This is a genomic window from Aestuariivivens insulae, assembly GCF_022662195.1.
Lineage (GTDB): Bacteria > Bacteroidota > Bacteroidia > Flavobacteriales > Flavobacteriaceae > Aestuariivivens > Aestuariivivens insulae.
On sequence record NZ_JAKMCS010000007.1, the window covers coordinates 91,702 to 105,825 of the forward strand.

A 14,124-nucleotide genomic window follows, 5' to 3' on the forward strand; every position below is an offset into this window, starting at 1 on the left:
GAGATATGGTAAAAGTTGGATTGTTCGGTATAGGATTAGATACCTATTGGCCACAGTTTGAAGGTTTATTAGAACGTTTGGAAGGCTATCAGCAACAAATAGCCGAAAAGATAGAAGGCTTTGGTGCCGAAGTAGTCAATGTAGGTTTGGTAGATACTCCAGAAGTAGCAAGGGAAAAAGCAAATGTGCTAAAGACAGAGGATATTGATGTATTGTTTTTATATGTGTCTACTTATGCACTATCATCCACCGTTTTACCTGTGGTACAAAAATTAAAATGTCCAACTATTATTTTAAACTTGCAGCCCGTAGCGGCCATAGATTATGAGAGATTTAATAAGTTGGGAGATAGAGGTATCATGACAGGTGAATGGTTGGCCCATTGTCAGGCTTGTGCGGTACCAGAGTTGGCCAATGTCTTTAATCGTTCGGGGATAGGTTATGAGTTTGTTACCGGTTATTTGGACGAACAAGAAGTATGGGATGATATTCAGGATTGGATCGATGCAGCCAGGGTTGTCAAAGTTATGACTAATAATCGTTTGGGGATTTTGGGGAATTATTATTGTGGAATGCTTGATGTTTATGCCGATTTAACCAAACAATCGGTTGCTTTCGGGACGCATATCGAGATTTTAGAAATGTGTGAGGTCAAAAAATACCGCGATGCTGTGACCGAGGTTGAGATAGAAGAAAAAATTGCTGAATTCCGAAGTACTTTCGATGTCATTGACGCTTGTGAACATGGAGAATTGGTACGTGCTGCTAAAACCTCTATGGCCCTGGATAAGCTTGTTGAAAATCATAATCTGGGCTCAATGGCCTATTACTATGAAGGAGAAACGGCCAATGAATATGAAAATATAGTTACCTCGGTTATAGCAGGAAACACCTTGTTAACAGGGAAGAATGTTCCAGTAGCCGGTGAGTACGAAGTGAAAAACGCCCAAGCCATGAAGATTATGGATGCCTTTGGTGTAGGGGGATCCTTCTCTGAGTTTTATGCCATGGATTTTAACGATGACATCGTCATGTTGGGACATGATGGTCCAGCACATTTTGAAATCGCCGAAGGCAGGGTACAATTGGTGCCGTTGCCAGTGTATCATGGAAAACCAGGAAAAGGATTGTCCATACAAATGACCGTAAAGCATGGTCCGGTAACCTTATTGTCAGTCGTAGAGGGTAAAGACGATGTGTTCTTATTGGTAGCCGAAGGCGAATCTGTTGAAGGGCCGGTGTTGCATATAGGCAATACCAATAGCCGTTACCGATTTTCAATTGGCGCAAGAGCCTTTATGAACGAATGGTCTAAACAGGGGCCGTCTCACCACTGTGCTATTGGCGTGGGGCATATAGCCAATAAGATTGAAAAATTGGGTAAGTTGCTAAGTATGAAAGTAATTAGGATTTGTTAATGAATTCTTGTGCTTAAAATAAAATAATGGGAGGACATTGGTATGGAAAACGGAACAAATTTCTTAAAAATAAAAATGTGCTTAAAAGTAAATCAATATATTTCGTAAGATAAAAATATGCAAGCAATATTAGGGGTACTGTTCCATTCGTTAGGTGGTGTAGCAGCAGGTAGTTTTTACATGCCATACAACAAAGTAAACGGATGGGCGTGGGAAAGTTATTGGATAGTTGGTGGTTTAATGTCATGGTTAATTGTACCACCATTAGCTGCCTATTTAACTGTTCCTGGGTTTTTGGATATTATTTTAGCCGGATCCAGTTCTATTGTATGGTTTACTTTTTTAATGGGTTTACTCTGGGGTGTTGGCGGTCTATCTTATGGGCTTGGGGTTCGTTATTTAGGAATGTCTTTAGGTAATTCTGTGGTTCTAGGTTTTTGCGCTGCTTTTGGAGCTTTGGTTCCATCGGTGTACTATAACTTTTATCCAGAGGAAGGTAAAACATCGTTTTCCGAAATGTTTGCTTCTTCAGGAGGAAGAATAGTTTTGTTAGGCGTTATGGTTTGCTTATTGGGTATTGTTATTTCGGGGAAGGCAGGCATGATGAAAGAAGGCGAACTTTCTGAGGAAGAGAAAAAGAAAACAGTTAGCGAATTTAACTTGGTAAAAGGATTGGTTGTGGCTACACTTTCAGGAATCCTAAGTGCTTTTTTTAGCTTCGGAATTGAAGCAGGTAAGCCTTTGGCAGATGCCGCTATTGTAGCAGGCTATGACCATTTGTATGCTAACAATGTAACTTTTGTGGTCATTCTTTGGGGCGGATTGGTGACCAACTTGTTTTGGACAACCATATTGAGCATTAAATATAAGTCTTACACAGATTTTACTAATAAGAACACACCGATACGTAATAATATCCTTTTTTCGGCATTGGCTGGAACGATATGGTTTTTACAATTCTTTTTTTACGGTATGGGGGAAAGTAAACTTGGTAGTGGCGCTAGTTCTTGGATACTACATATGTCTACCATTATTTTAACAGCTAATTTCTGGGGTATTTACCGCAAAGAGTGGCATGGTGTTGCTAAGAAAACCAAGTGGACCATTACGGCTGGTATTGCCGTAATTCTACTCTCTGTACTGCTTGTAGGTGTTGGTAACTCCTTATAGTTGTATATCGCGGTCTTAGTTTAATTCCAGATCAACCATGAAATACCACTAATAATTAATTTCTTTTTCTTTTAATTCCGTTGAAAATAAAACCGTAGCAAATGCTATGCTTTGATTTTCCGTCTCACATAAGCGAAAAATAAACTTAATGCTGTACGTTGCATTTTATAATCGATTTGGTATACGTTATTCCCTAATATGAATTAACATCTTTAAAGCCACATTCGCTGTTAAATCTCCAGTATCACAGGTGCCATAGGCTCCATATCTGGTATAAATGCGTTCTGTTGTATGGTTGTGAGTAATATATTTTTCGGTATTGCCAATTTTTACTTTTGAAAAGGTCACACCATTGGTGTTGTACCCAGTTTCATAAACAAAATTGTATTCTTCGTTGTAATTAAGTATTTCAAAATCTTGTACACCCTAGTGCCCCCAGTATCTGTTGTATATGGGTTCACAGTGACATGGGGTTCTAACTTAATCTTATTGCCGTCTGCTTTTTTAGCATAAACTAAAAATTGAGCACTTCTATTCGTGCTGGCTGCTTCTTCACCCTATAAAGTATCTCCTCCGGCATGCGACTGGATGATACATGTATTACCATCACTTAAATCACGAATTCTTAAGGAGCCTGTAAGTATGGTCTTTTGGTTCACGTCATGTGAAATAGTTCTAAAGAAACGTTCCACTCTGGTTTTGGGACCATTATATCTTACTGTACCACCAGTAATATTGTAACTGCCCCAATTTCCAGAGGTATTACTGTAACCACCAACTTTAGGGGCTGTTCTGCAGTTTAAAGTACTTTTGTTATTAGGGTTGGAAACGTCATCACAGGATTGTGGCGAACCAGGGACTAAATTTGGATAATCAGAGTTGTTATCACAATCTTGATAGGGTGCTGGGTTTTCTAATGATATGGGGTCGCTATCAATTGTTTTATCCATTTTCGTTTCACTGGAACACGAAAAAATAAGACTTAACATTAAAATGAATGCAGTTATACCAAACATTCTTAACTTGAATTCCATTAAAAACTTAATTGGCCTATATGGAATCTTATTCTTTGCAAAGTAGGTTGATTGCCTTTTATGAGTATCCTGCTGTGCTTACTATTTCTCAAATAAAGCATGAGAGTGCAGGATACAGAACCTTTACAATTAATGTAATTTTCGGCTATTAAAATGTTGAAGTAAATTTTTAAAATGATAAAAAAACAGCTTTACCTGTTCCTATTATTAGCGCTTTGTTTGTCATGTGAACAAAAGAATGAAGAAAGTAGCACACTTCATTTTAGGAAGCTTTTGGTCAATTCAAGTGTGAGCCCAATGACTGTTGAAAACCAACAACCTTTGTTTTCCTGGGTAATACATGCAGAAGGATTTAATAAATCACAATCAGCGTACCATATTTTGGTAGCATCTACGTCAGATAAGCTGAATGATAATGAGGCGGATATTTGGGATTCCAAAGAAATTAACAGTAATGCATCTGCTCACGTTAAGTATAATGGTAAACCATTACAAGCCTTACAAACCTATTATTGGAAAGTAAGGATTTGGGATGAAAATGGTGCGACTTCAAATTGGTCAGACGTACAAAAGTTTGAAATGGGTTTGATGAGTGAATCCAATTGGGGAGGTTCAAAATGGATTACTTTAAATAATGATACCAGAACATCTCCATATCGTTTTAGAGATTATAAAACTGGAAAAATGGATAAACCTGTACCTGTAGCTGGTTTTCCTGCAAGTTATTTTAGAAAAGAACTTAATGTCGATAAAGAAATTGAGAATGCCCAAGTTTACATTTGTGGCTTAGGTTATTATGAATTGTATTTGAACGGAGAAAAAGTAGGCGAACATGTGTTAGACCCGGCACCATCAAACTATGATAAGCAAGCCTATTATGTAAATTACGATGTGACAGAGGATTTGAAACCAGGTAAAAACATTTTCGGAATTATTTTAGGAAATGGCTTCTACGGACAAAATATTTCATGGAAAAATGATCCGGAATCTGAAAGAGATTTGGCTTATGGTCCACCAACGGTGCGTTGTTTGGTTAAACTTAAATATGCCGATGGAAGCCAATCTGATTTTTATACGGATGGCACATGGAAAGAAGCAACAGGGCCTATAGTGTTCAATAACATTTATGGTGGTGATACCTATGATGCGCGGTACGAACTCGGGGATTGGGCAACCGCAGGTTACAATGATAAAAGTTGGGGGGGCGCTAAAGAAACGTCACCAAAGATCAAAAAGATAAGTGCACAACAAGTACCACCCATAAAAAAATTAAGAGAGCTGGAGCCCCAAAAGGTTTTTAAAGGTACAGATGGTGAATGGATTGTAGATTTTGGACAAAACATAGCCGGTTGGGTAAAGTTGAATGTAAAAGAAAAAGAAGGCCAGCTTATTGAAATAATTACTACGGAAGCCTTACTTACTGATGGAAGCGATATTTTTCCAGGTTCTACAGGTGGAGGAGCTAATGGGATGCCTCAAATATATCAATACATCTGTAAAGGAAATGAGTTGGAGTCTTGGGAACCTAAGTTTAGTTACCATGGATTTAAATATGCCAAAATTAAAGGTGTGTCCTCTAAACCCGATGCTAATATGATTAAGGCAGTCTTAGTAGCTACTGATATTCAGGAAACGGGAAGTTTTAGTTCTTCGGATGAATTGCTAAATAAAATGCACAGTATCAGTAAATGGACCATTGTAGATAATGTTCACGGTATTCCGGAAGATTGTCCTCACCGTGAAAAATGTGGTTGGTTAGGTGATGCACATGCTTTTTGTGAGTATGCTTTATATAATTACGATATGTACGATTTTTATAAAAAATATATTGAGGACATCCGTACCCAAATGCGACCCACCAAAGGGTACAACAATCCAGAAATTAAGTTTCAAGTACCAACCATGATTGCCCCGGGTAAACGCACATCAACTTATGCTAAAATAGATTGGGGTGTGGCAACCATCTATTTACCGTGGTATAATTATAAATTTTACGGAGACGATGCCATTGTTAAGGAGTATTACAAAGATATGAAAGATTTGACCAACTTTTACTTAAATTTTAAAGGAGACAATGGTATTATGCAAGATGGGATGGGAGATTGGTGCCCACCACGCTGGGATAGAAGGCTCAATCCCAGTGCTATGGAATGCGACCCCATTATTTCCGCCAATGCCTATTTCTATGATGTGCTAGGTATCATGGAAACCTTCGCAAAAATGAATGGAGATAAGGGTTACGAAGCTCAAATGATAGAAGAAAAAGAAGCCTTAAAATTAGCCTTCAATAAAGAATTCTTAGTTGAAATCCCAGAAACAAAACACAAGTGGTATCAAAGTCAAACAGCTACGGTGCAGGCTTTACAGTTTGGTATAGTACCAGATAAAGAGGTTGATAATGTAGTGAACGGATTGGTATATGATATTGTAGAGGTTAAAGGGGGGCATCACTCAACAGGAATCCATGGCAACAGATATATTTATACCGTTTTGTCTAACTATGGAAAGGCTGATTTGGCCTACGATATTTTAACAACGCCTAATTTTCCAAGTCAAACCTATGTTATGAATTCAGGCTTTACCACATGGCCAGAGCGTCAATTTGTTTGGGAAGGAATGGAAGGGCCAACCAATTCATTAAATCACCCCATGCATTCTGGTTTTGCTGCCTATTTTTACGAGTCATTAGGAGGTATCAAATCTTCTAATAAGAAAACAGGTTACAAAGAGTTTAGGGTTAATCCAGAGTTTCCTAGACAAGTTGGTGATACCAAAGTATCCATTCCATCACCATATGGAGATATTAAAAATAGTTGGACTAAGAATGAAGGTGTTTTGTCAATGAAATTAGAGGTGCCTTTTAACACCAGAGCAAGAATTTTTTTAACATCAGAAGAATTGGAATCACTTATAATTAATGGAGAGGCATGGGAGGTGTTTCAAAATAATTATGGTGCTACTAAGGATGGTTTAGATGTGATTTTAGGTTCAGGAACATACCAAATATCGTATAAAAAAAATGAGTAAGAGTAGTTATTTTAAAAGCAAGATTTCAATAGTATTGCTTCCGGTTTTTTTATCGTTATTAATAGCTTGTAAATCAAATGGAATAGAGACTGTTTGTAAAAAGCCCAATATCCTATTCATTTTGGTAGATGATTTGGGCTATCATGATTTAAGTGTAACTGGCAGTACATTTTATGAAACGCCAAATGTAGATAAATTGGCAGCCGAAGGTGTGATGTTTACCAATGGTTATGCGGCAAGTAGGGTTTGTAGCCCATCTAGAGCAAGTATTATGACAGGTAAGTTTACGGCGCGCCATGGCATTACAGATTGGATTGGTGCAAAAGCAGGAGAGGACTGGCGAGCAAGAAACAGACATGATAAACTATTGCCAGCAAATTATGTTATGCAATTGCCAAAGGACGATATTACTATTGCCGAAGCGTTTAAGGAGCAAGGTTACAAGACCTTTTTTGCTGGGAAATGGCATTTAGGCGATAAGGGGGCGTATCCGGAAGATCATGGCTTTGATATTAATATTGCGGGTATTGATGCAGGCTCTCCAAGGGGAGGTTTCTTTTCACCGTGGAACAATCCTAAGCTTCAAAACAAGGAAAAGGGAGAAAATTTAACATTACGCTTAGCGAATGAAACCGCAGATTTTATAGCCAAACATAAAGACTCGACTTTTTTTGCATTTTTGTCGTTTTACGCTGTCCATGCGCCTGTGCAAACCACTCAAGAAAAATGGGTAAAGTACAGAAATAAAGCTGATAGTATGGGGGTTGCAGATTCAGGTTACAAAATGGAGCGTGTGTTACCTATAAGAAGGGTTCAAGACAATCCTGTTTATGGTGGTTTGGTAGAAACTATGGATGATGCCGTTGGTATAGTTTTAAAAGCATTAAAAGATAATGGGGTAGATGATAATACGATTGTGGTATTTACCTCAGATAACGGGGGTGTAGCCTCTGGGGATAACTACGCTACTAGTAATTTACCGCTAAGAGGAGGTAAGGGTTACCAATGGGAAGGCGGTATAAAAGAACCGTTTTTTATTAAAGTGCCTTGGTTAAAAAATATAAAATCTACAGAAGTGCCGGTAATAAGCACCGATTTGTATCCTACTTTGTTGGATTTGGCAAATCTACCTTTAAAAACTAATCAACATTTAGATGGTATGAGTTTGAAGCCATTATTAGAAGGTGAAGGTTTTGATTCTAACAGACCATTATTTTGGCATTATCCACATTATGGTAATCAAGGTGGTGAGCCTTCTTCAATTATTCAAAAAGATGGTTGGAAATTAATTCATTATTGGGAAGATGGAAGAGAAGAATTGTTTAGGCTACCTTCCGAAGAAAAGGACAATCAAAATGTTATTTCCCAACATACAGAGACTGCCAAAAATTTAAGCATTGAACTAATGACGTGGCTAAAAGAGGTAAATGCTAATTACACAACTACAGATAGCGAATTTGATGCTAATAAGCGCAAAAAGTATTTGCAGAACATTATAAATCAAAAATTTCCAAATTTAGAAAAGCAGCGACAGGAAGTACTGTCTCCAGATTTTAAACCAAATGAAGACTGGTGGGGAAGTCAGGCAATTGTTGATTAAGCAAGCTTATTCAATTAATTTTATGATTAAGATAAGATGAAAATAAACTTTAAAAAAATTAACCACGTTCAAATATGTATTCCAATAGGGGAAGAAGATAAAGGCCGTGAATTCTATTGTGATATTTTAGGATTAAAAGAAATAAAGAGACCTGAATCTTTAAGTCATATGGGAGGATTCTGGTTGGAAATGGCCAATATTCACTTGCATATAGGAACTGAAAACCTGAAGGGGAAATCAAAAAGACATCCTGCTTATGAAGTTGAAAATATAAGCGAGGTTAAGTCATATCTCATAAATAAAGGTGTTAAAGTTACGGAGGATGTAGAAATATCAGGAATTATAAGGTTTTCGTTTTATGATCTCTGGGATAACCGTATTGAGTTGATTGAAAAAGTTTTTTAACCCTTTGGAGACTTTCTGGAATCCTTAGGGGAGATGATGCCAATGGTCTTGGTAAAAAAAGCCTTGAAAAACAATTACAAGAATCATTCGAAATGGATTATTTCGCCGTGTCACTTCCAGAAGTATTAATTTTTGAGGATGACTTACAGGGCTGTCATGAGCAATATTGCCATTGCTTAATGGGCTTAGGATTTTTGGGGCTATGGATCAAGGAAAAAGCAAAAAAGAATTCGAATTTATTTTAGAGTGGGAAACCTATCATATCGGGACCAGAATTTATATGAACTATTGTAATCACTATTAATGAGCTATATTCAAAGCGTATATAATGGACCAATTTCATTGGTTTAAAAGATTGAGAAGTATTTAAACAAAAACAAAAAACAAGATGATAAGAACATTAATTTTAGGGTTTCTTTGTATGTGTTCAGTAGCAAAGGCTCTGGATGTAAAGGATTTGAAATGTGAATCGAAAACCAACCCTACCGGAATAACTACCATTCAACCACAATTTAGTTGGACCTATGTTGGGGATGATGTGAGTCCAATGCAAGGCGGGTTCCGTATTTGTATGGCGACCAGCATAGAAAAACTTAAATATCCAGACATTTGGGACACTGGGCCAACAAGTACCTCTGAAACTGGACCTTTTAAGTATTTAGGCGAGCCCTTAAAACCAGGGCAACGTGTATATTGGAAGGTAACGGTTTGGGGCAATAACAGAGGGGTGTCCCATAGTGAGCCAGCTTGGTTTGAAATGGGAGATATTAAAAACCCTTTACAATCATTCGAGCCACCTGTTTTGAAGCAAAAAAAAGGTGTTGTGCAAATTTCGCTTTGCCCAAAGGACAAGGGTAGGGTATTTGAAGGTATTGGTGGCGTTAGTGCAGGCGCTTCAACAGATTTGTTATATGACTATAATGACCCCGTTAGAAGTCAGATACTTGATTTGTTGTTTAAACCAAAGTTTGGAGCTGCATTTCAACATTTAAAAGTTGAAATGGGTGGTGGGGAAAACTCAACTTGTGGTTCTGAAGCATCACATGCCATAACCCGGGATGAGTTAAAGAATCCAGTTTCTAGGGGCTATGAGTTTTGGTTCATGAAAGAGGCTAAAAACCGGAATAGAGATATTATTTTGGAATACCTCCCATGGAGTTTCCCAGGTTATCTGAAACATAATATTTTCACAAAGGAATCTGCAGAATACTTCGTATCCTTTCTTGATGTAGCCAAACGGGATTGGGATTTAGATATAGATTGGGTAGCCGCAGCTGAAAACGAAAACTACACCGACAGGGATTGGCTGGTTAACCACATGCGCCCTATGTTAGATGCCAAAGGATACCAAAAAGTAAAAATTCAGGGGCCGGATGACAATAGTGGTGATTGGCAAATTTTTGAGGATTTAGAAATGGATCCTGAGTTTAATAATGTGGTTGAAGCCGTTGGTTATCATTATGTTACTGGTCGTGAATTTACCGAAGACATGGTAGATGGTCGCGGACGACCTACAACCAAAAAAGCAAAACAATCGGGCAAGCCGTTATGGGCAAGTGAAGATTGGAGTTGGACTGGTAAAGATTGGGGTGGTGCAGGAGCATTGAATTTAGCTCGTTTATACAATAAATTCTATATACGGGATAAAATTACCAAAACATTGATTTGGGCACCAATTGGTTCTATATATCAATCCGTGATTTGGGATAAAGCCGGAGCTATGAAAGCCAATCGTCCATGGAGTGGTTATTACGAAGTTTGGCCGACCATTTGGGCTACGGCACATACCACACAGTTTGCGACACCGCATAACTGGCAGTATCTTGATGAGGCCTGCGGTCTGTTTGATGCTTCTACTTATAAAGGGAGCTGCGTGACTTTAAAAGAGAAAAACAGTAATAATTGGAGTATGATTATATGTACTGAAGAGGCTGAGTTATTAGAGGTAAACATCAAGAAAGGGCTATCTGATGAAATTGTTAATGTTTGGAAATCAGATGAGAATGAGCAATTCGTTCAACAAGATAGTATCATTCCAAAGCGTGGGAAGTTTAGCATAAAGCTGGATCCCAAGAGTATATATTCACTAACCACTACTACTGGCCAACAAAAAGGGCAATATAAAATACCCAAAGACGCCCCGTTCCCGTTTCCATATAAAGAAGACTACGAGGATAGGGAAGTAGGAGATTTACCGAAATACCATTCTGACCAAAAAGGAAGTTTTGAAATTGCACTCAAAGAGGATGGTACCAAATGTTTGAAGCAAATTTGTCCAGTAGAAGGTTATGATTGGATGCGCGTATACCGAAAATCATTTATCAAGCCCAATACGCTAGTAGGTGATATAAACTGGTTAGATTACACCTGTAAAGTCGATGTGTATATTGAGGGCGGTCATGTGGAATTTGGTGGTCGTGTACAAGGAGCTATGTTAAAAGGGTATCGTTTAAAGCTGGAAAAAAATGGAAATTGGGAACTTGTATTTGATAAAAGAAGTCTGGCAACAGGTCAGCTAGATGACTTTGATGGTGCTATTTGGCATGAAATAAAACTAAAATTTAAGGGTAATACAGTGGAAGCATTTATTGATGGAACGGCCGTTGCAGAAGAAACAGATAGGACAAGAACTGGATATGTTATTATGGCAAGTTCTTACAATGGCAATATGTTTGATGATTTAGAGGTAGGGCCCTAAAGAAAAAGAACCGTTTACCATCGCAAACATAGGTGGTAAATGGTTCAATATATAAATTTTTCAATACGCTTTACTGTTTTTCAACCTTTTGGTAAGTAGTGCTTGCCCACCTAATGTCAATTCTTATTTGAAATTTCTCAGATAAAATGCAGTAATTTTTGCCTAGGCGAAAAAGAAAACGCAAGCATAGCCTAAGCTACGGTTAAATTTATTTTTGATGTTTAGGTGAAAAAGGGCAAGTCTTAATGAGTAATTTTAAGTTAGAAATGGTATAAAAATAACCGTCCTGATCTGTTCTGTTTAAATTCTTCTAGTAAATACTTTCTATATAGTATGTTGCCTTATGGTGTTGGGCCTCTACCTAGAGGCTAAGTGATATTTACTGGGAATAGTTTAAAGAACTATTTTTTCTTGGGTTCGGGATTCTGCATAACATAATCTTCCAGAAGCTTCTTTACAACTTCCAAACTGCCAGCTTCTAAACCATGGTTTACATTGGCTCCTGTAACCCAATATAGTACCATGCCAGCATCGGAGCAATCCCATTTTCCCTTTTGGAAATTCACAATATTGTCTATTTCAGCAAATTTACCAATAGTCCAAATTAATTGAATTCTTGGGTCAGGGTGGTTTTTAGCCCAGTCCCATTGGGGTAAATCGACTTTTAAATTAATGTTCTGATCCGGAATACGTACCTCTTCAACCCCAAAATCTAAAATTTGTTGCCAATTAAAGAAATCTCCTGCATTATCATTGGCAGGGTGATGTGTTACCACTTTAATATATTGGTGCTTTGCTTTGGGCGTCTTCTGTAAGGCCATGCCAATAATGTCTGGTTCACCTGCCTCAATAATCCATAAAGGGTCTTCTGCCGTGGAGGCGTTAATTGCCCAGCATAGGTCATTTATCGTTTCTTCCCTTTGCCATAAGGCATCATAAAAAGTTAAATTACTAAAACCGCCCCATCGTCTAGCTGTCATGTCGCAAGCTACTTGCATGAGATAATGGCGTTCTTTTTCAGCATTTTTAGAGATTCGGTCATCCCTTACCAAATCGCAGCTATGGGAATAATGAACAAGTCTGTTCTCTAGACCGGTTGCCCGTAATACGGCTAAGGTAACAGCGGTGCCTCCCAAATCATCAGGATCAGGAGAATTACCATCAGCAACAATGGCGATACGTCCTTTTGGTGGATTAATGTTTTGGGTATAAACTATACTGTTATATAGCAATATATTGATTAGTAATAAAAGTATTTTATTCATATAGTTGTTGTTAAATTTTCTGAATAGTACCTGGTTTATTGGTTAATTTCAAACCATAATGTTTTTTTAGTTAGCGGAATAAGTTGAAGGCGCATCCTGTGTTTCTTTACCTTTTCCTAAAGGAGAAAAGATAATTCCTGCCCAGCGGGCACGGGTCCATTCATGCCCATCTGAACCTCCCTTTGCAATAACTGTGATTTTGTCACCTTTATAAAGCTTAATATTTTCCCAAAGCCCATTAAATTTTTTCCCTTCTTCAAATAGCTTGTCAGTTAATGGTGTTTGATATGAACCTATTACAATATCATTAACTAATATTGTAAAAGTTGAGTTTCCGTCGTTTTCACCAACACCTACAAACACTACATCGTATTTTCCACTATCAAAATCGAATGTTTTACTCGTAATTGCCTTCTTATGCGTTTTGGGATTGATAGCTAACCAATTTTTCCCGTTTTTGTAAAAATTAGTACCGACAGAAGGGAATTCCTGGGCAGCTATGTGTTTGTTTTCGTCAAAAGCCTTGGAGATAGTAGTGAAATATGATTTTTTATGTTTATGGGCTTCGACTTCAGGAAATGTATTAGGTAATTCGCCCTTTGCTAATAATACTCTAGGGCCTTTTTCAATTGGGGTATAGTTAATATCTGTCGTTAAAATAAATTTATCAAATTCAAAACCATCCTCCCGCATACTAAACTGGATATCATGTTCGCCAGGTTCTTCTATTTCTAAAAAAATGGCATGAGGTATTCCACAATGTTCTTCTTTGGTCCTTTGTTTACTGGCCCAAGTCCAATGCCCTCTTCCATCACACCATTGCATACGACGCCCATGTTCTGGCCAATTACCGTTTAAGCCAACATGCAGGCCATTATCCTCGCTACCAGAACAAAAGGCTCTCGCCCAAACAAAATAGCGCCCTTTGTTAGTAAATTTTACTTTGTAATGAAGCACGGCCATTTTGCCAGCTTCTTCTGTGAAGTTTTCACCAATTACTAACTTATCGGAGTGTGTCACCCGTTCATCAGGTAATAGTTCGATATACGCATTATTGCTAGCCCCAAAACAATGTTGGTTGTCATCGTCTCTACCTACTTTGGCCAATTCGTTCTTCGATGTCCGGTACCATTGTCTAATGTTGGAATGACTTTGTTTGTAGAAATACTCGGCTTCCACAGTCACAAGTCCGTTTTTTTCCTCAAATACAGTTCCTGATTTCACTATGGGTTGATGTAAATCAGTGCTTTGGGCAACACTAATTTGGTCACTAAAGCTGAATAATAGTGTTAGTAAAAAAACAACTTTAATTTTAAAAATAGGGCTGTTCATGAGTTTAATAGGTTTAAAACTTAGTAAATATATGATAAGAAGCGAAATATATTAACCTGCTGTGTCCTGCTATCCATGCTAAAGATGCGTACAAAATAGATTGGCTTGTTTTCTTTCTAGTGGCAATCATGATAGTACAGGATTAAATTTTTCAATTAAGCTTTAATTTTGATAA

Annotated in this window: 10 protein-coding genes; 6 read left to right on the top strand and 4 right to left on the bottom strand. The window is 37.7% G+C overall.

Going from position 1 to position 14,124, the window contains the following annotated elements; translation table 11 throughout:
* Positions 1-5 precede the first annotated feature (5 nt).
* Together MR062_RS10250 and rhaT are read left to right on the top strand one after the other, a co-directional pair.
* The gene (locus MR062_RS10250) at positions 6-1,418 is read left to right on the top strand and encodes an L-fucose/L-arabinose isomerase family protein (RefSeq protein WP_242204066.1); all 1,413 of its coding nucleotides are present in this window, start codon (positions 6-8) and stop codon (positions 1,416-1,418) included.
* Positions 1,419-1,535: 117 nt separating this feature from the next.
* Positions 1,536-2,588, top strand: coding sequence for an L-rhamnose/proton symporter RhaT (gene rhaT / locus MR062_RS10255; RefSeq protein ID WP_242204067.1), 1,053 nt, complete (start codon positions 1,536-1,538; stop codon positions 2,586-2,588).
* Between the two features lie 186 nt (positions 2,589-2,774).
* Here rhaT and MR062_RS10260 read toward each other — a convergent pair whose 3' ends face one another.
* Positions 2,775-2,936 carry a hypothetical protein gene (locus MR062_RS10260; protein WP_242204068.1) on the bottom strand — a complete coding sequence of 54 codons (162 nt, stop codon included), beginning with the start codon at positions 2,934-2,936 and terminating at the stop codon, positions 2,775-2,777.
* Positions 2,937-3,145: 209 nt separating this feature from the next.
* The gene (locus tag MR062_RS10265; RefSeq protein ID WP_242204069.1) at positions 3,146-3,538 is read right to left on the bottom strand and encodes a hypothetical protein; all 393 of its coding nucleotides are present in this window, start codon (positions 3,536-3,538) and stop codon (positions 3,146-3,148) included.
* 258 nt (positions 3,539-3,796) lie between these two features.
* Between MR062_RS10265 and MR062_RS10270 the strand changes: the two genes are divergently transcribed.
* The 4 genes from MR062_RS10270 to MR062_RS10285 all read left to right on the top strand — a co-directional run bounded on the left by MR062_RS10270 (position 3,797) and on the right by MR062_RS10285 (position 11,352).
* Positions 3,797-6,649: an alpha-L-rhamnosidase gene (locus tag MR062_RS10270; RefSeq protein ID WP_242204070.1), complete on the top strand. Its 2,853-nt coding sequence runs from the start codon at positions 3,797-3,799 to the stop codon at positions 6,647-6,649.
* Complete coding sequence (locus tag MR062_RS10275) at positions 6,642-8,249, top strand: sulfatase (RefSeq protein ID WP_242204071.1); 1,608 nt, start codon at positions 6,642-6,644, stop codon at positions 8,247-8,249. Before MR062_RS10270 ends, MR062_RS10275 begins: the two co-directional genes overlap by 8 nt.
* 36 nt (positions 8,250-8,285) lie before the next feature.
* Positions 8,286-8,654 (top strand): VOC family protein, encoded by a 369-nt coding sequence (locus tag MR062_RS10280; RefSeq protein WP_242204072.1) that lies wholly within the window; start codon positions 8,286-8,288, stop codon positions 8,652-8,654.
* 388 nt (positions 8,655-9,042) lie between these two features.
* On the top strand, positions 9,043-11,352 hold the full coding sequence (locus MR062_RS10285; protein ID WP_242204073.1) for a glycoside hydrolase family 78 protein: 2,310 nt from the start codon (positions 9,043-9,045) through the stop codon (positions 11,350-11,352).
* 401 nt (positions 11,353-11,753) lie between these two features.
* Here MR062_RS10285 and MR062_RS10290 read toward each other — a convergent pair whose 3' ends face one another.
* Together MR062_RS10290 and MR062_RS10295 are read right to left on the bottom strand one after the other, a co-directional pair.
* The gene (locus MR062_RS10290; protein WP_242204074.1) at positions 11,754-12,617 is read right to left on the bottom strand and encodes a hypothetical protein; all 864 of its coding nucleotides are present in this window, start codon (positions 12,615-12,617) and stop codon (positions 11,754-11,756) included.
* A 66-nt stretch (positions 12,618-12,683) separates the two neighbouring features.
* Positions 12,684-13,949 (bottom strand): hypothetical protein, encoded by a 1,266-nt coding sequence (locus MR062_RS10295; RefSeq protein WP_242204075.1) that lies wholly within the window; start codon positions 13,947-13,949, stop codon positions 12,684-12,686.
* Between the last annotated feature and the right edge of the window lie 175 nt (positions 13,950-14,124).